Raw genomic sequence first — 18,187 nt, forward strand, 5'->3', positions numbered from 1 at the left:
CACACTTTCTCAAACCATGTGAAGAACGGTTCGGACAGATCGGTGTTTTTGCTCAAGCGCGTTCTGAAGATCGAACAGCAATTCTTCGAGTTCACGAGCATCTATGTCTGGGTTCTGTCCGACAACAACTTTCTCCTCCCCCAATTCTCCGGCAATCTGGTCAATAATGCTGCCCGCTCCGTGATTATTTTGTGCAGCATTGAACGCTCTTTCTGGCAGGGTTTGCTCTGCGTTAGGGTCAGTCGTGAGTTCTTCTTGGAGTTCGGTAAGAGCAGTGTTACAGTCTTTGAGGGCTGTTTGAACGATGGGGATCGTATCTGCAATTTCTTGCCCAGCGACTACAGCAGTGTTTGTATTTGCTCCCGTGTGAGTCCTGTGAATTGCTGATCGAAGAGCTGTACGAGCAGTCTCGAAACATCTGTTAATATCGGGAATTGCTGTTGCTTGCTTGGAATTGCTGGCCATACTTTATTGAAATCACCCGATTGCGTGCATCTGTTACGAATCACGACACTCTGATAAACACTTGGAGTTTACGAGATTCCCCTGACTGAATCACTCACGGAGGGAAGTCAAAGAAGCGGGAACGCCTGTGCTAACAAATTTAAAGGAATTCGTGAAAATCAGGAAGTATTTGACCTATTTGGAGTGGTCGAAATCGCATTCCGGACATACAGTTTCACGGTTTGTTTCAGCACACCAGGAATCAGAGGGTGCCGCGTAGCCACACCGTGCACAGACATGCCACCGAGGCATACTGTCGTCGCCAGGTGTGAACTCGAGCCATTGTGACATCGGAGCGGTTTCATCCACAATGATGAGATTTCCGTGTCCGCCTTCATCAGTGACTGCATACACTGAATCAGCAATGAATGTCGGCTGTTTTCCGCTTTCACTAGTGGTTCCAGGAGGTGTGTTCGAGTCCACCTGTGCGGTAGCGGGTTCAGTGTCGTTTTCAGACTTATTCATGGATTGTCGCTGGTCAGAGGAGTCAGATCCCATTTTCAGTGATTATCGGGAGGCAGGTCATTTCAAATTGTGTTATACTCAGCGGTGTGAAGTCATTCTACCCTGTCTCATCTCGAAATTATATACGGGCATCGGTGATTAATCCTTTACGCCTTGCTCAGTTACGAGGAGATCGTGGTTTCCGGACATCTGCACCATCGCGGATTTTGTCTTCACAATTTGGGCAAACACGCGGACGGTCAACTTGTTCTGGTGTGAAAACTTTCACATATCGGTCTGTGACAAATGCTCCGCAATTTTGGCATTCAGCCATACTCTGATTACTCACACTCAACGATAAAAAGAGTAAGGCGCTAACGCCGCGCCTCCAAGAAAATATCCCAACACATGCCGTTGATGTATTGCGAATTTCCACACTTTCACTCAGACAAGGGAATTTCATCGTGCCGTACGTTTTTGCCCAACCCCGACTTATACCGTGGTACGCCTTATGAGCCACTTCCTCAGCTCGCCGGTTCGGCATCGAGAAAGGAACATTCAGTCACGTGGAGGGTTCGAGAAATGATAAACGGATGGTTGATTCTTGGAATCGCTGCGATCACATTCATCATCAGCATCTACGGACTCGAAAAGACAAATCTGCTACCCGAGTTCTTACAACCGTACGGGCCAGTGGTCACGGTGCAAACAGAACGAAGTAAACACACAATCGACACCATTGCCAATGCATCACCGCGATTCTGGCGATACTGGGGGAGTGGAGGTCTTATCGCCGCAGTCGGTGTTCTTCTGAGCACGATGGTGCTTCTTGTGGTTTCTGCGTTTACCGTCATCAGAAATCCGCCAGAACCCACCGGTATTTACCATCCGACAAATATGCTCATTGTTCCTGGCGTTAATGACTATCTCCCATTATCAGTACTCCCAGAGATACTCATCAGTCTCGGGATTGGAATCATCATTCACGAAGCTGGCCACGGTATCTTCTGCCGCGTCGCTGATATCGATATTGACCGTGTCGGCCTCATCTTATTTACTATTCTTCCAGTGGGAGCATTTGTCGAACCAGATGCGGATCAAGAAGAAAGTGCACCAACCATGGATCGATTGCGAATGTACGCTGCTGGCGTCACGAACAATTTCGCGTTCTCCATCCTCAGCTTCGCGCTACTGTTTGTGGTTATTGGCGCTCTGATTACACCAGCGGGGGGCGTGGCAATCGCCCACTCTTACCCTGATTCACCCGCAGACCATGCTGGTATCGAAGAAGGCGACCGTGTCACACACATAAACGGAACCCCAGTGAATGACCTTCCGGGAGCACAAAACAGACTTGCCGCGACGAACGCTGACACCGTGCAGATAACGGTGAACAGTGAAAAGCAGATCACGATCAGACGACAAGTGTACGTCGTCGGTGCACTCGAAGGCATAAATATCGCTCCTCGCGCAAAGATCACCGCTGTGAACGAGACCGAGGTCACCACTGAGCAAGAATTCGAAGCAGCAATCAGAAACGCCTCAACGAACACTGTTACGCTGACCACTGCCTCAAAGAAGAATGTGACTGTGCCCGTGGGCGTCCCAGTAAAAGCCTCCCCCGACTCTCCTGCTACGAACACTGCTCTCTCATCTGAGCAGACAATGTACGTCACACATCTCAATGAGAAACGAGTGATCACGGCAGACGAACTCCAAAAAGTACTAGAAAATACGACTGGGGCAGTGACAGCACGTCTCTATCACGATGGCGAAGTCAGAAACACAACCATCACCGCGAATAACGGTGAGTATGGTCTTATTCCTGCACGCGGCACAATAGGAATTCAAACAACCGATATTGGTGTAGAATCTTACCCTCTCCAGACGTACCTTGGATTCTACAAAGGTGATTTCTCCATGAATGGACAACTCCCTTGGTATCAGCAATTCCTACTCTTGTTAACTCTCCCAATGGCAACATCTCTTGGCCTCCCATTCAATTTCCCAGGAGTCACCGGGGCAGAAGCAAATTTCTACGATACAATTCCGGCACTTGCTGGTGTAGAACCAGCTGTATTCTTCTTAGCGAATGTCTTGTTCTGGTCTGGTTGGATTAATATGCACATTGGATTATTCAACTGCATCCCAACTTTCCCCCTCGACGGAGGACATATGGTGAAAACCAGTATCGAAAGTCTCCTAGAACGGTACAACATTGCGGCCGAAGACAGTCGCTTGAGTTCAATACTCACTGTTGGATTCACAGTGGTGATCTTTATTGCACTTGCTTCTCTTTTTGCCGTCCCGTTTCTTTTCGGTTAACGGCATCTCACAGACGAACTTCTGGCGGCGTCTGTGCACTTCTCTAAACAGCGAGGAGTTTCGACGGTCACGGCGGATGAAGACTTCACAGTGCAAAGGCTACGGCGAAACCGACCCGTTGTTGCTTGTGTAGGTTGACAGCGTCTCGTAGAATGTCACTGAGAACGCGGTGGTTAGTCCAGGGGGTTGTTGATGATGGGTGGAGATACCATTGGTTTTGAAGCTCTCACGAGTAGCATCAACCCATCCGTCGAAGATTGTGAGTACGAGTTCGCTTTGTTGTTTTGGCCGAGTCGTTGGGGTGTCTGCATCGAAGACGTCTATGACAGCCCAGAATTCGTCGACGGCAGTTTTTGGACTGGTGATGTCGATTGCAGAGTCGGTTTCGAGTGATACACCGAGGACATCAACCCATTTGAGGAACGAATTGTGGATGATGGCTCCGATAGTGTCGCTGGTGATGTGTTCTCCGGTATCTGTATTGTCCCAGTTTTCAAGGAGTGGAAGAACATCAGCATGGACAGCCACATAGGTTTCAACGAGTTCCACGTATTGTTCGGTGGCGTCTTCGAGTGCAGCCTCAGCTTGGAGTGGGTTATCATCAACGAGGTCTGCCCATGTGTCGATACTGGATCGGACACGTCCTGCGGCGAGAAGAACCTCGTCGTCGATATTTGCAGGTATCTCTTCTATGGATTGTATCTCAGAGACCATTCGTAACCAGTCTACTTAGACAAGGCCGTATTCGTCAAGATGTGTGCGGAGTTCATCTAATGCGGTTTTGGCTTCGGAACGACTACTCGCGCCTGTGATTACGAGCTTGCCACTCCCGAAGAGCAAAGTGACGACATCAGGCTCATCGAGACGGTAAACGAGCCCTGGGAATTGTTCGGGTTCGTACTCAACACTTTCCAGGCCAAGACCAATGGCGATCGCATTGAGGTTGAGGCGCTTGTCAAGATCCGCACTGGAGACAATGTTTTGGACAGTGATCTCTGGCTCATCGTATTCGAGCCCGAGACTGTCGAACTGGTTGAAAAGTTGGTTGAGTGCCTTTTTGGCGTCTTTGAGGCTTTTTGCACCGGTGCACACGATTTTCCCGGAACGGAAAATCAGAGTCGTTGCTTTTGGGTCTTGGCTGCGGTAGATGAGCCCGGGGAACTGTTCTCTGTTGTACTCTGATTGAGGCAGGTCGTTGTTCAGTGCGTCAAGGTCGAGTTCTGCCCCAGCTGACGTGGAAGTGACTACGTTCTCCACGGTGACATCATTCATACTGGTTTGCGACATCGGTCATCCGGGAGTAAGGACACCTCTTTTAAAAGAGTTAGGGGAGGGGAGAGATTAGCGGAGATTTATAGCAACGAAACAGGCACTATACCCAACCTTGAAGTATTTCAATACAACAACGTAGTTTCCCAACATGTCCAAGACGCGACCAAGGATAACCCATATAGGACACCACCCAGAAAGCCACAACACATAGCATGAGCGACTGTGATAACTCAGAACAGAAATCCGAAGATTCCCAGTGGAAATATAGCCTCGACGCCCTCAACTCTGACAAAGATGTCATTCAAACCATCGACTTTGAACTCATTAGAAGCATCCTCATCATCTTCTCTGCACCTCTCGTCACACCGTACGCCATCACAGTATTCATTCATTGGCGAAACCCCACTGCACCGCCTGCTGGACCAACCACTCTCCTCCTTCCGAACCAAATCATCCCATATCTCACGCCTGTCTCAGCCTTTCTCATCATAGCGTACTCTATTATTGCCGGCGTCGCACTGGTTTCTGCCTTCCGAACCGTGAGCCAAACCTACGAGTAGACTCCCAAGAACACAAATGATTAGCATCGGACCACTCGACACCACGCTTCCAAACCTCGTTCGTCTTTTGTTCATCCCTGTTCTCACCTGGGCAGCATGGCGAGACTACCAAACACGCCGTGTCCCCAACATAACCTGGCTCCCACTCATTGTCGTAAGTCTAAGTCTCTATGGACACGACCTGCTCACTGCATGGTACGCCGGATTCCCCACTTACACGACAATCCAGCTGGTCTTTGGAGGGTTATTCCTCCCCGTACTAGCGGTTGGGCTCTGGGCCGGGAATCTCTTCGGCGGCGCCGACGTAAAAGCCATTATCGTACTCGGGTTTGGATTCGCCACCTATCCAACATACTACCTTCCCACAGTCGCCGTGCCAATAGTCACACCAACACTCGGAATCTTCGCATTCACTGTCTTCACAAACGCAGCAGTTATTGGTGCTGTCTACCCGGTAGTTCTAAGCCTCAACAACATCATTCAACACTCACCCCCGCGCCTTGCAGCCTATACAGCCCGACATCGAGAGACTGCATCGCTTGCCGACCTGCACGGCCGGCTCATCGAACAAGATACACAGAACGGGCGACAAGGACTTGACCTAGACGTCCTCCGGATGTACCTACAATGGCGCGGTATCACACTCCCTGAACTCCAAACGAACCCTGAACAATACCGCACCACAACTCCGAACAATCCGAACAAACCCGGAAACGGACTCGTGACAGACGGCGGACACACCCCCCAACAGACCACGAAAACCGACACCGATTCTAGACGCACACCCGATGCAACGCACGACGATGGCGAAGTAGAGAATCGCACAGAAGAGGACGATCCATGGGCTGTCGATGCCTTTCTCGCGGACACCGAGGTCACCTATGGGATGGACGCTGCGACAATTCGCCGTGGACTCAACACGATCACCACAGAGGAAACAGTGTGGGTCAGTCCAGGACTCCCATTTTTCATCCCACTCACAATCGGATTCATTATTAGTCTCACCTACGGCGATCTTGCTATTACTGTATTCTCCACTGTTTTGTGAACTATCAATGGCGTTCAACCACAGACGCTTCTTCAAATCTCAAAGAGCAGCGCACAGACCCGAGTACCGTCCACCGTGACGGAAATGTTGCTTCCGGGGAATCGGCATAGCCGAGACTCCCACAAGGAAAACTCCGGCGTTCACACCGGAGAGAATCATTAAGGCTGATTGGTTGCACCCCGTCGCCTCACAGCTTGAGCTTCAATGTGGTCTGTTATGATCGGCCCGTGCTGAAAGACTTGTATCACGTACTCAAGTGCCGCCTGAACACGATTCCAAGTTGACTCGTCGAACGGATACGCAATAATCGATGTGTATGTCGGCGACTGTCTTTGAATGGTGCCGTCAGAACCGCTAAAGTAGTCTTCAAAGTCTCGGTCTGGATGCGCTGTTGGCGTTCGAGTTGGCCAGATGGAGAGTGTAACTGGTCCAGCTCCAGGTGGATCAAGTGTAAGGTCGGTCTCAACACGGTGTCCGACTTCATGCAGATACCGTGATGTACCCCGGAGTGTCTCAATGACGGTCTCGTAGTCGGGGGTGATTGTGAGCGTCCGGATACGATCTTTGAGGTCGTCCTCAAGAATGAGTGGGGCTGCAAGACGGTTGCTTCCAAGTGCAGTGAGTGACGTGGGAGTGGTAGTTTCTTGGGAAGGAGGCATTGGATTACGTGGTTCGAGTTAGGTAATACAGCCCCTTGAATACTAGATGATTCATCTGGTTCTTAGGAAAGGAGTATCAGTGGACACGCTGTTGTCTCGACGCATTGCTGGTGAGTTGTCACTTGCGGTCCTAGTGTGTATCGTGAGGGATACCGCGTTTCTCTACCATGTCTTCAACGACAGTTTCAGCACGCGTGCTGAGTTCTTTGACATTGTCTTCAGTAGCCCATTCATCGAAGTCACCTGGTTTGTCTTCAAACGCGTCAGTTGGGCTGCTGAGAGTGTCAAGGACGCCGTCGAGAGAAGTGAGTCGTGCAGTGTGAAGTCCGTATGGATGCTCAAGGAGTGGCGTGTCGAGATCGTGCCGGTCGTAAGTAATGAGGAAGTGAGGCGTGTCGGTTGCACCGGTGACGTAATAGACATGCAGAGTGTACGAAAACGGCGCATTGAGGCCAAGAACCTCGATGTACGCGTCACGGTAGAGTGCATGTAGGTATCGGCCACCTGAGACAGCTGTCGATTTGATGTCCATGAATTCATCAGCGGTGTATTCCGCAATCTCGTCAGTGGTGGCATTCAGCATGGTCACAGTAGGCGGGTCTGCACTTGGATTAGCATCACGCACAACGAAGTGATTCGCAGTATGAAGACACACTTCATTCGACACGTCGCTAAGTGATTCCAGACCTGCGTTTGTTTCGCTGAGGAAAAGACGGTCACCAGCATAAACACCGTAGTCACCGCCCTGTTGGAGTCCAGTGCCATCTGTCACTGTTGGAATATCGGTTGTTTCCTGATGCGGTGAACCACGCCGACCAGAGTCTTGTTCAGTTTCATCTGCCTGGACGACATCTTGGCCGAACCGTTGTCGAGCAACAGTTCGGGCTTCAATGACTAATTCATCAACGGTCTCGTTAAGGCCACTCACTCTGTTGATGAGTTGTGAAAGGGTGCCAAGTTGCGGTTCAGATTCCCGATTACGGAACAGTTCTTCAAGTTGAGGGAATGAATCTACGACGACACTGTGGACAGCATCACTTTCGTTACTGGGGTAAATAATTGGGATTCCTGGGCGAGCTGTAGCCCACCACGCATAGTAGACATCATCACCTTTGGGATCATGGCCACGCCCAATAGAAAGATGCACACTTTCTCCAGTGGTAGAGCAGTAGTCTGCACCATAGGCAAGCGTGTAGTGGTACGGGAGGGTTGTTTCGACGAGTGTTTCGAGTTCCGGATTCGTGTACAGCTCAGATGATTCCGTGTCTGAATCATACACGTCTGCGGAGTCATTCAGTGGCCCGAGTCCAGTCCCCAGAATAAAATACACAGTACCGTCGTCTGTTAGAGCATCACCGGGGTAGAGATACCGGTCATTAACAGTGGCAGGTGCGATCGTTGACTCTAGGTAGGAAGAAGTCGCTGTTGGAAACCAATCCAACTGTTGGAATGGCATACGTTGTCTTTCCCTCGGTACCGAAGTAAAAGTAAGCGTGTGATCCGCAGAGTCAGTTAATGGTCAAGTTCCCGTACAGGGTGAGAAATTGAAGCGCGTTGAAGAGACCGTGAATGATGATTGGAACGAGGAGATTCTGGGATCGAATGTACGATGCGCCGAGAATAAGGCTGAACAGAAAGACTAACGCGAGGCTAACACCCATATTCGTTGCTTGGGCAGACATGTAGGACGGGATGTGAATCGCTGCGAACAGGAAACTAGCGAGGATGAGTGCTCTGTGTGGTGTTGTGACTTGTTCAATGTGGCGTTGAATAATATTCCGGTAGAAGAATTCTTCAGCTGGCGCCACCAAGAAAATCGAGACTGGAACCAGGTAAAGGAGGATTTGCGAATTCTCTGGAGTAACCATCTGTTCGATAGCGTGCTTTGAGGAGTCCACACCTGCCCACACGAGTAAGAGCTCCGCGAGCATCGCTGCCCCAAGAATCAACGCCACGCCACCAGCAGCAACACCGATGTCACGGAGTGACGGTTGTTGGATGTCAATATATTCCCAGCCACGACCCGTGCGACGGAGATACCAAACCCCAAGAAGGACCTCAGCAATAATCACGCTCACCGTTTCCAATCCCAGTTTCGCACCTGGCATCTGTTTCACTCCAATTACCCCAGCGAAAGGATCGAGGACACTGATGACAAGCACCCCCAGAAACATCACTCCAATTGAAAGACCAAATCCTTCCCCAACTGCGTACAACGCCGGTTTATAGTCTGCGACAGAGTAGTCGCCGAAAGCGTCTAGGCTCATTTACTGTGATGTATCTAGCAGACAAATAAGTACCTTAGCCTGCCGTGGTTTTCCACCATTTTTCTTTCTTGAGACGAGTTGATTAGATGTCCACCGATGTATTGGAAAGGTCACTATGGAATCACCTTGCTTCTTGCCACCCCGATTAGTGCTGCACTTATCGTGACAGGGCACCCCTCAATCGCTTATCTTGTGACTGGACTCATGCTCTCAACTTCGGTCCTTCCTGACGTCGATCGGAAACTCCCCCTGGTTACGCATCGCGGCCCCACACACACGGTGTGGTTTGGTGCGGGAATAGGAGTTCTTGGTGCTGGGTTTTTCGGTAATTCACTCCCACCGAGCACTCTCCCATTTGGTCTGTCTCACACGATGTTTGTCACAATCATATTCCTTGGTATGACTGCCGGGATCTTATCACATCTTCTTGGGGACATAATCACGCACAGCGGCATCCAACCCTTCGCTCCGTTGAGCACTACCACGTACACGCTACATCTGACGACTGCTGCAAATTCAACACTAAACGCGGTTCTGTTCACTAGCGGATTGCTGATATGGGCTCTCACAATGGGACTTAATTGACTAAGGGTCTTTCACGACGAGTGGCATCCTTTGCCCGCCACCATTCTCAAGGATATTTCATCCAGAGATGAATCAGCTTAAGAGGTGAAATCAGATATCGACAGTTGATCATCTCCACCGGCATCTATGTCTGTTTCTTCATCAGAACTCGCTGCGTTCTCACTCGATCCAGTTTCAGAACGCTGTACAAAGTCCGAGATGTCTTGCACTTCTTGTTCCTTAGTGGAATCAGTGTCTTCGCCGTCGACGTCACGTTCACCGCATCCCTCCTCATTACCCTCTGAAAAGTCAGTTTCCGCGTGGCTATTAACTCCCTCAGGGCTTTTTGTGGGTTCTGTCCCAGAGCTCTTGGCGTGTGATTCGGATGGAGTTAAATGAGAATGATCGGTTTGTGCATCTGGGCGCGAACTCTGCGGAGATGTTGAAGTGGAGGTGTCCAGGTTATCGACGACGGCAGTTTTGATAACTTCGGTTAGCCTGCGTATTTCTCCCGAGAAGTCGTCAACAAGATATGCTACGAACAGGCCTGCGATTCCATACACGAGGATTATAACCCCGAAAAATAGGAGCAAGTTAGCCATGGGTGTTGATACTTGAGTATACGCAAGTTTCACGGAAAAGTCTCTGGTCGGATAGGCCCCAATTTTGAGTTCTTCCTAGCGATGAAATGCGAGTGCTTTCTCTTCGACTTTCGTTAATCTCTCAGATTTCATCTGGAAGGTTATCGGCAATTCCAGTATCTATGTCGGTGAATGGTGCATTTGGGTCAGGTGTTGCACTGTACAGGTGTGAGCTGAAGACTGGGACAACTGTTCCGGGTTGATTGTCTTCAGTAGCATCTGGCCGTGGTGTTGAAGAAAATTCTGACCCAGGGGCAGGCTGATGATCACTGAAAACGGAGTTTGTGATTTCTTGATACCCTGATATCTGCTGCACAGTACCGAACCACAGCGGTTCCATTAACTCTTCGTACCCATCAAATGCTCGTTGCGCATCCAGCTGGACAGCTAACCATTGTCGAGCATTTGGTGCATGAACGACAACAGTATCACCTTTAGCGAGGTCAAATTGGTAGTTAGCTTCTGATTTCCATTGTTGCAAGATGCGTTGTTGATAGAGTCGTTCCAGCACCGTTGAGTCATGTTTTTCACGGAATCTTACGATATCACTTTCTTCACTGAGATTGATTGGAGTGGAACTGCGCACATACTCGACGACAGGATGGTTTGCCGCCAACAATTCATCCCGTTGGCGTGGCGTGAGGACATCAAATTCATTGTGAAAACATAGGAGGAGTCCGAGATGGTGGATTCCGACTTCGTTGCGTGTGCTGACACCGGGTACTTCTGCAACGATTTCTTGAAAATCCGGTGACCCTACGGTGAGTAACTGTTCGAGAATCCGTGGGGAGTGTGGATGGAGAGTAAAAGCGGGTTCTGCCCAGTTTGCGCGAAAATTCGGCGGGTCAATCAAGTCTTTTGTGATGGTGTTAGAAGGCGATAAGTCACTGAACAGTTGCTTAGCTGTCTGTTGGAAAGCATGAATGGGGGCTTCAGCGTCAGTCCCGATTTGCGGGTAGATGTCTTGATCAGACACCTCAAATGAGATTCCATTCACTGATGCAGAAAATATGTCTGGATTCTCCTGATGATAGGATTCATAGAATAACCGGCGAAGAACTTCTGCGCCGATCGCGGCGTGACTTTGTTCATGGTAGTGCAATACGGGTGTCCAGTCCACATGTTGCACGTTTAGGTCTGCAAGCGGGTCGTTCAAAAGCACGCGCACAACGTTAAGGAGGTCGGCGTATCGAAGAGTCTCTGTTTCATCAGTTGCCCTGATTTCTGAACCGTCTAGGATTGTTACATCGACTGGTGTAAGATCGTCGCCACCGCTTGGTTTGAATCTATTTGGGAGTGCAGTAGGATAATACACGTCACCGTCACTAGTAGCGTAGACGGTGAATTGAAGGACGTCACCAGTGTCAGTTGTGGTCTGATCTAACTGCACGTTGTCATTCGATTGGAGGAGTTGAGAGCTGGTAGACACCGAAAAGTTCGGCTGTGTCGTGACGTGAAGACAAGTCTGATACGACAGAGGCATCACGGTACAGGAGTGTTTTGGGAGCACCTGTAAATGAGTTAGGTGGGGTTGCATGACATTTTGACCCTGCAACCCCTTCGTTTCAATTGGAACTGGGCTACGTTTTTTCCCGGACTACCTACTACTCAAGACTAAGTACGCACCAACCAATGGAACTCCAAACTCGCCCATGGAAGACACAACAACTCTTCAACGAGTACTACCTCACTGAGCGATTCCTAAACATCGACACTGTCAATCAAACCCCGGAAGATGAAGTGACCCACCACTTCGAACAAATCAAATCCCTCTATACACCAGACAACACCGCGAACACAGAGAATGAATTCGCACTCGAGGACGCATTCATCAAGCCAGTCCTCGATATTCTCGGGCACAGTTACGAAACGCAGAAAACAGTGCAAGATTCTTCTCGACGCCCGGACTACGGATTCTTCCCCAGTGATGCTGCCGCGAATACGGCATTTGAGCGCGATCAACGTGGCGAAGATTTCTACGAAGACGCCGTGGCTGTTGGGGATGCTAAACGATGGGGGCTCGCCCTCGATGATGAATACGAGACACGCACATTCGATAACCCCGCCTATCAAATCCACGTCTACCTAGAGGAAACAAAATGCGATTGGGGTATTCTCACGAATGGCCGCCGATGGCGTCTCTATTACGAACCCGATAGCTACGATCTTGACACATATTACGAAGTTGATCTTGGGCGGATTATCGAAGCTGAAGACGAAGACGCGTTCAAATACTTCTATTTCTTCTTCCGCCAAGCTGCGTTCACACCCGATGAAAGCGGCACATGCTTCCTTGATAAGGTCTATCAGCAAAGCGCGAGCATCGCTGATGAGCTCAGCGACGACCTCAAAAACCGCGTATACGATGCCCTTGAAGTGATTGCGACAGGTGTCGTCACCCACCCGGAGAACGACATCGAAAACACGGACGCAGTTACTATCCAACGCTCGGCATTCTTGCTGTTGTATCGGCTAATGTTCGTGCTGTATGCTGAACACGCAAACGGTCTTCTCCCGGCCGACGACGCAGTGTACACAGAGTATTACAGCGTGAACGCGCTCAAACACGACATTGAGGCCGAGTTCGATGCCCCAACTACAGCCTATACGGAGACGCACACACGTCTCTGGGACCGTCTCAACAACCTGTTCAGTCTGCTTTCGGACGGAACCACTCCTGAGCCGACCCCAACAGAAGAGATTGATTTGCCAGTGTACGGGAGACGGCTTTTTGGCACAGACACAGTCCCGGGTGAATTTCTTTCGGAACACGTCATTGGAGATCTTTATCTTGCTCGTGCAATTCAGCTCATTACGCGTGCTGAGACGGCTTCCGGAAACGAGGTCTTTGTGGACTACAATTCACTCAACATCCAACACCTCGGCAGTATCTACGAGGAATTCATCGAATATGATCTCAAGATTGCAGACGAGCCACTCATTGAGAACGGGACTGACTACACGCCTGTAACAGACAGCGACAACACGACTCCGGATGTCACCCCCGGCGACGTCTACTTCGTCACCGATAATGACCGGCAATCTGCAACAGGTTCTTTCTATACACCAGACGCCGTCACAACAGAAATTGTAGACAGCACCGTCGAAGCAGTACTGGATGAGATTCGCGCTGAATTAGAGTCTACTGACTCCTATAACACGACGTATGCTGGGGATTTCACGAAACGCGTGCTCGCACTGGATATCGTTGACCCTGCGATGGGAAGCGGGCACTTCCTCGTCGGTGTGATCGAGCAACTCGCAGAAGCCATTATGACCGCGCAAAGCCGGCAGATGCAGAAGTCTGATTCGAGGAGTTACTTAGTGCACGATATCGACTGGGCGCGGCGACAAGTCGCACAGAACTGCATCTACGGTGTCGATCGGAATCCATTTGCAGTGCAATTGGCGAAATTGTCAGTGTGGCTCCGCACGGGGAGTGATACGGGCCCCCTAGTCTACTTGGATGACAGACTCCGCGTTGGTAACAGCCTTGTTGGGTGGAGTGCCCCTCCCAGTCACATCCCGGAAAATGAATCACAGGTTCATACCCCAGCAGACACCAAGACGCCGTCACCGGCAGAACTCAACGCAGCATATTCACCGGCCTCGAGACGCGCTCATGACACCACTAGTCAAGACTACCACCTCGAAACAGATGGTGGACACGCTGGTCTTCAAGCATTTGTGACTGCTGCGAAAGCACGTTGCTCGCAACCCCCCGATGGGTTGGATGATATTGAGGCGGCAATTGCAGCGTCAGAAACTGTGCAGAATCATGGATTCAAACGCGCAGTGAAACTCTATGCGGATACGCAGGTTGCTACCGGATTCTCCGACTGCGTTGGGGCGGATGCATGTGATGCGGCGTGGGATGTTCTCTGCGGTGATCGGACATTCGACGAAGTCACAGACACCGAGTGGTACGCCGCAGTCCAAGACGTTGTTGCGGAATATCTCCCGTTCCATTGGTGGGTAGAGTTCCCAGAGGTGTTCGCTGATGCGCTTCTTGATGAGGACACCTCATCGAATCAACACACACCAACTGAAGATTCGGAAAATGAGTCACCCACTGGAGTTGCAACAGCAGATACGGGGTTCGATGCAGTCATCGGGAATCCGCCACACATGGGGAGTCAAACAATGCAGGAACACCTCCCACAAGAGGCGGACTACTACCGAGAAGTTTTCACAACCCCTACAGGGAATTTCAATCTGTACGTGCCTTTCGTGGAGCGTGGCTATACTTTGCTGAATCACGGTGGCTTCCTGGGGTACATCCAACCGCACAAGTTTTTCCACGCTGAATTCGGGGAGCCACTTCGGGAGTTCATTGCCACGCACAACGCACTATACCGGGTGATCTCATTCGGCCACTCGCAGGTCTGGGGAGATGTTGCGACATATACGTGCTTGCTGTTTTTGCGTCGTACGCGGAATACGCAGTTCGCCTACACTGAAACAACGGTTAACAGACTTGCTGATGGCGAGCTGTCGTTCCGGGGAATCCCTGCGTCTGAGTATGACGCGTCAGCGTGGGTATTCCACGACGCCGAAACAACAGCAATTCTGGATACACTCCAATCTGAGGCCACTGAATTTGATGACTTAGCGAATATCTATGTCGGATTGCAGACGAGCGCTGATTCCGTGTTCATCGTGGAACCAATCGAGGAGAAACTCACCACAACGCAAGTACGCGGTGCTGACGGGGATACTTGGGAGTTTGATAAACGAATGTTACGGCCATACCTCTATGGAAAAGATGTCCACCGGTATGAGGAACCGTCTCCACGCAAGTACGTCATTTTCCCATATCGGCGGCCTGATACAGACAGTACCGCGTCGCTTTCTGCCAGCCACGAAGATGCAAAAGCAGAGTATGAATTCATCCCGGAAGATGAATTAGCTACGCGACACCCACAAGTACATGAATATCTCACCACGCACAAGGACACACTCCTGAACCGGTCGAAGGTTGACCCAGATCGGTGGTACGATTTCGGCCGACCGCAGAATCTTGAGCGATTTGACAAAGAGAAATTGTTGACGCCAAGCATCAGTTACGAATCGAATTTCACTCATGATGAGGTCGGCGTTGCACACAAAGAGAAGGTGTACGGGATCCGACTGAACGACGATGCCAGTTACACATATCGGAGTCTACTCGCAGTGTTAAACTCGAATATACCGTGGTATTACCTGTTGCAAACAGGGTACACGTTCCGAGATGGGTTCCGGACATTCAAGACGAAGTATCTCGGTCCGATACCAATTCCAGAAATCACCCCGTCGACGGACGCTGCTCTAACACGAGGCCCCAGTGCCGAAACGCGTATCGAAGAGTACCTCAAGGATGCGCCACCAGACACGATACCCCCAGCGGTGTTTGATGAGGTGAATGCAGATGATGGTGAAGTACTAGAAGTCCTTGATGACTTGGCAGCGCAGATGTTGGAATTACGAGCGGACTATGACGAGCTGTCGGTTGAATTCACAGACCATGTCCCAGTGGATGATCTCACGTATGAGTCAACACTTGAAGAACGTGCTACGACCGACTTACGAACAGAGCGCAAGTCAATCTTGACGAGTACGCGAGACTCGTTCATGTACGATGGACTTCGCGTTGGGGATGTCGAAGTTGAATATGAACCCGAGAAAAACCAAGCGAAAGTGTTGATGGCAGCTCGATTCAAACCGGATGATGAAGACGCGGAGACTGACCCATACGGATATACAACAACAGATGAGTTGTATCATGTGTTCACGTTGGGAGATGTGAGTGAGTTGGAGGCCGAGTTGTACTGCGAATTTATTCCTCACGCTGTGGATGAAGGGAATGGAGTCGCTGGGTTCAGAGAAAAAGCCACTAAATCACATACACTGCTAGACCGGCTTCGCTCACTCCAACTGCCTGCTGTAGACGACGTCAGGGAAGAGATGCTGAACTTCCGCGCAGTGAAAAACACGAGTATAACGATTGAAACCCGGATTCAGAAGATTGACGCACTCATCGATCAATTGGTGTATGGGTTGTATGGCCTATCGGCTACTGAAATATCGACGATCGAAGAAACTGTGTCGAATCACCGTAACCAGAGCGAATGACGAGTAGGCGGTTACGGGAGAGAACTTATGGCTGCGGACCTAGTAAACGCGTTTACAGGTCCCGCGGCTGAACCGTCTTCCGGTCGTTTCCTTCTGCACGACGTGCTGCGTCGTCGAGAAGTTCTTCGACTTCTTCGTTCAGTGCCTCGTAGAAGTCCGAGGACACATTTCGATCATCAAGCTCTTCCTTCACTGCTGCTTTGACTATTAGGTCTGCCATGCTGCACCCTGTGCTAGACCCGCCTCCCATATAAATGTATGAGACTTTCCGCAAGAAGTAACGCCAATATCACCCAGAGAGGTACAAAAACGAAGACCATTCGACCCCGTACTAGTACCACTGCCCACAACGGAAAAAGATCGGTCGAAATTCACGTCACCACCGCCAAGAAAGCGGTTATTCCTCTGAGACTGAAACGACCTTTCCGGCTGCAATCGTCTTCCCCATGTCACGGATGGCAAACGATCCGAGCTCCGGAATGTCATCAGCTGCTTCAAGACTAACCGCCTTCTGCGGACGGATTGTGACTACGGCAGCATCTCCAGCTTTGAGAAATTCGGGATCTTCATCAAGGACTTCCCCTGTTGCTGGATCCAGTTTCTTGTCGATGGATTCGAAGGTCCCTGCAACCTGCGCAGTATGCGCGTGGAACACTGGGGTGTATCCGCGTGTAATAGCACTGGGGTGCTGCATCACTACAATGCGTGCTTGGAACGTCTCCGGGACAGTTGGCGGGTGTTGTTCCGTCCCCATAACGTCGCCGCGTTGAATGTCGTCATTGGAAACGTGCCGGAGATTCACACCGATGTTGTCACCAGGCACGGCTTCAGTAATTTCCTCATGATGCATTTCGATTGACTTCACCTCGCCGCTTTCTCCTGCTGGTTCAAATCGGACGTTTGCTTCCGGTTTTACCGTTCCAGTTTCAACGCGTCCGACAGCGACCGTGCCAACTCCGTCAATTGAGTACACGTTTTGGACAGGGAGCCGGAACGGGGTGTCTGTTGGTTGTGTTGGTTCAGGGAGGCTATCTAGTGCTTCCAGAACCGTGTTTCCATCATACCACTCAAGGTCGTCACTTTGTTCAGCGACGTTGTCGCCGTGAAGAGCAGACGCAGGCACAAACCGAGTTTTTTCTTCCGGGAATTGCACCTGCGCGAGGAGAGACTTCGTGTCTTCCACGATGTTCGTGTAGTCTTCTTCGCAGTAGTCCACCATGTCGATCTTATTCACCACAACGATGAGTTCCTCAATCCCGAGGGTGCGGGCAAGGAACACATGTTCGCGGGTCTGTGTTTGGACACCGTTATTGGCAGAGACGACCAGCACAGCGTTGTCAGCCTGGCTTGCGCCTGTGATCATGTTCTTCACGAAGTCGCTGTGCCCAGGACAGTCTACGATGGTGAATTCGTAATTACCCGTCTCGAATTCCTGGTGACCAATATCGATTGTAACCCCGCGGTTACGTTCTTCCTCGAGGCCATCCATCACGTAGGCGAATTCGAAGCCGCCCTTGCCTTTCTCTTCGGCTTTTTCTTTGTGTTGCTCAATGACGTGTTCGGGGACACTCCCTGTCTCGTAGAGGAGTCGTCCTACGAGTGTACTTTTTCCGTGGTCAACGTGCCCAATGATGGCCAGATTCTGGTGTGGATTCGCAGACATCGCTTACACCCCGCCCTATTGTTTCATACTATATAAACACCTAGTTATTTCCTTGCTTGAGATCAGACGATTTCATGAAACCACTTTCACAACCGTCCCCATCTCACGACACAATTTCTTTCCAGTGTC

General features: G+C 50.5%; 15 protein-coding genes. 5 read left to right on the forward strand and 10 right to left on the reverse strand.

Annotated features, from left to right (window positions below; genetic code table 11):
- Positions 1-9 precede the first annotated feature (9 nt).
- A complete protein-coding gene (locus QYL91_RS17985; protein ID WP_302083432.1) occupies positions 10-465 on the reverse strand; it encodes a hypothetical protein in 456 nt (151 codons plus the stop codon).
- A gap of 661 nt (positions 466-1,126) precedes the next feature.
- A complete protein-coding gene (locus QYL91_RS18350) occupies positions 1,127-1,282 on the reverse strand; it encodes a DUF7563 family protein (protein ID WP_465269224.1) in 156 nt (51 codons plus the stop codon).
- 248 nt (positions 1,283-1,530) lie between these two features.
- On the opposite strand from QYL91_RS18350, the gene QYL91_RS17990 reads away from it, so the two are divergent.
- Positions 1,531-3,273 (forward strand): site-2 protease family protein, encoded by a 1,743-nt coding sequence (locus tag QYL91_RS17990; protein ID WP_302083434.1) that lies wholly within the window; start codon positions 1,531-1,533, stop codon positions 3,271-3,273.
- A 99-nt stretch (positions 3,274-3,372) separates the two neighbouring features.
- Here the strand turns inward: QYL91_RS17990 and QYL91_RS17995 are convergent, their stop codons facing one another.
- Both QYL91_RS17995 and QYL91_RS18000 read right to left on the reverse strand, forming a co-directional pair.
- Complete coding sequence (locus tag QYL91_RS17995; protein ID WP_302083436.1) at positions 3,373-3,987, reverse strand: hypothetical protein; 615 nt, start codon at positions 3,985-3,987, stop codon at positions 3,373-3,375.
- 15 nt (positions 3,988-4,002) lie between these two features.
- Complete coding sequence (locus QYL91_RS18000; protein ID WP_417750581.1) at positions 4,003-4,545, reverse strand: TATA-box-binding protein; 543 nt, start codon at positions 4,543-4,545, stop codon at positions 4,003-4,005.
- Positions 4,546-4,757: 212 nt separating this feature from the next.
- Here QYL91_RS18000 and QYL91_RS18005 point away from each other — a divergent pair, with 212 nt between their 5' ends.
- Complete coding sequence (locus QYL91_RS18005) at positions 4,758-5,105, forward strand: hypothetical protein (protein ID WP_302083440.1); 348 nt, start codon at positions 4,758-4,760, stop codon at positions 5,103-5,105.
- Positions 5,106-5,121: 16 nt separating this feature from the next.
- Positions 5,122-6,153, forward strand: coding sequence for an A24 family peptidase (locus QYL91_RS18010; protein ID WP_302083442.1), 1,032 nt, complete (start codon positions 5,122-5,124; stop codon positions 6,151-6,153).
- Positions 6,154-6,942: 789 nt separating this feature from the next.
- On the opposite strand, the gene QYL91_RS18015 is transcribed toward QYL91_RS18010, so the two are convergent.
- Positions 6,943-8,268 (reverse strand): hypothetical protein, encoded by a 1,326-nt coding sequence (locus tag QYL91_RS18015; protein WP_302083443.1) that lies wholly within the window; start codon positions 8,266-8,268, stop codon positions 6,943-6,945.
- 52 nt (positions 8,269-8,320) lie between these two features.
- The gene (locus QYL91_RS18020) at positions 8,321-9,079 is read right to left on the reverse strand and encodes a CPBP family intramembrane glutamic endopeptidase (protein ID WP_302083446.1); all 759 of its coding nucleotides are present in this window, start codon (positions 9,077-9,079) and stop codon (positions 8,321-8,323) included.
- Positions 9,080-9,175: 96 nt separating this feature from the next.
- Here QYL91_RS18020 and QYL91_RS18245 point away from each other — a divergent pair, with 96 nt between their 5' ends.
- Positions 9,176-9,664: a metal-dependent hydrolase gene (locus QYL91_RS18245; RefSeq protein WP_369685641.1), complete on the forward strand. Its 489-nt coding sequence runs from the start codon at positions 9,176-9,178 to the stop codon at positions 9,662-9,664.
- Between the two features lie 77 nt (positions 9,665-9,741).
- Here QYL91_RS18245 and QYL91_RS18025 read toward each other — a convergent pair whose 3' ends face one another.
- Both QYL91_RS18025 and QYL91_RS18030 read right to left on the reverse strand, forming a co-directional pair.
- Complete coding sequence (locus QYL91_RS18025; RefSeq protein WP_302083448.1) at positions 9,742-10,278, reverse strand: hypothetical protein; 537 nt, start codon at positions 10,276-10,278, stop codon at positions 9,742-9,744.
- A gap of 88 nt (positions 10,279-10,366) precedes the next feature.
- Entirely contained in the window at positions 10,367-11,674 is a 1,308-nt protein-coding gene (locus tag QYL91_RS18030) for a hypothetical protein (protein ID WP_302083450.1), read from the reverse strand.
- 242 nt (positions 11,675-11,916) lie between these two features.
- Between QYL91_RS18030 and QYL91_RS18035 the strand changes: the two genes are divergently transcribed.
- Positions 11,917-16,395: an Eco57I restriction-modification methylase domain-containing protein gene (locus QYL91_RS18035; RefSeq protein WP_302083452.1), complete on the forward strand. Its 4,479-nt coding sequence runs from the start codon at positions 11,917-11,919 to the stop codon at positions 16,393-16,395.
- A 52-nt stretch (positions 16,396-16,447) separates the two neighbouring features.
- Here QYL91_RS18035 and QYL91_RS18040 read toward each other — a convergent pair whose 3' ends face one another.
- Together QYL91_RS18040 and tuf are read right to left on the reverse strand one after the other, a co-directional pair.
- Positions 16,448-16,615 carry a DUF1931 domain-containing protein gene (locus tag QYL91_RS18040; RefSeq protein WP_302083454.1) on the reverse strand — a complete coding sequence of 56 codons (168 nt, stop codon included), beginning with the start codon at positions 16,613-16,615 and terminating at the stop codon, positions 16,448-16,450.
- 177 nt (positions 16,616-16,792) lie between these two features.
- Complete coding sequence (gene tuf / locus QYL91_RS18045; protein WP_302083457.1) at positions 16,793-18,058, reverse strand: translation elongation factor EF-1 subunit alpha; 1,266 nt, start codon at positions 18,056-18,058, stop codon at positions 16,793-16,795.
- Between the last annotated feature and the right edge of the window lie 129 nt (positions 18,059-18,187).

Origin of the sequence: Salinibaculum rarum (genome assembly GCF_030505615.1) — an archaeon.
GTDB lineage: Archaea > Halobacteriota > Halobacteria > Halobacteriales > Haloarculaceae > Salinibaculum > Salinibaculum rarum.